This window comes from Pseudomonas sp. P5_B2 (assembly GCF_056400445.1).
In genome coordinates this window covers 1-516 of record NZ_JBFULH010001528.1, presented here as the reverse complement: position 1 = coordinate 516, position 516 = coordinate 1, and the positions used below count along the sequence as shown (strand labels likewise).

At 60.5% G+C, this 516-nt stretch carries 1 protein-coding gene; it reads right to left on the bottom strand.

Features of this window, described 5'->3' with window-relative positions; all coding sequences use genetic code 11:
• Positions 1-516 (bottom strand): aldehyde dehydrogenase family protein (locus tag AC1DRJ_RS32210; RefSeq protein WP_477805641.1); only part of this gene is annotated, 516 nt, incomplete at both ends.

Below are 516 nucleotides of genomic sequence, written 5' to 3'. Positions count from 1 at the left end.
AGCTTGGCCTGTGTTGCGGTACTTGGCGGCAAGTGCGCCCTTCACTGCGGCATCGATATCAGCATCGTCAAAGACGATGAATGGCGCGTTGCCGCCCAGTTCCATGCTCGCCTTCTTGATGGTCGGAGCGCACTGGGCAAGCAGCAGCGATCCCACTTCGGTCGAACCTGTGAAGGACAACTTGCGAACTACCGGGTTTGCGGTGAGCTCCCCGCCGATTGCGCGGGCCGAACCAGTGACGACGTTGCATACACCAGGTGGTAGACCGGCGCGCTCGGCGAGTACGGCCAGAGCCAGTGCCGAGAGCGGTGTCTGACTGGCTGGTTTGATAACTCCTGCGCAACCAACCGCCCAGCCCGGGCCGGCTTTGCGTGTAATCATCGCGGAGGGGAAGTTCCACGGTGTGATGGCTGCAAACACGCCTATAGGGGCTTTCTGCACGAGAATGCGCCGACCGTCAACATTCTGCGGAATGATGTCGCCATTCACACGCTTCGCTTCTTCCCCGAACCATTC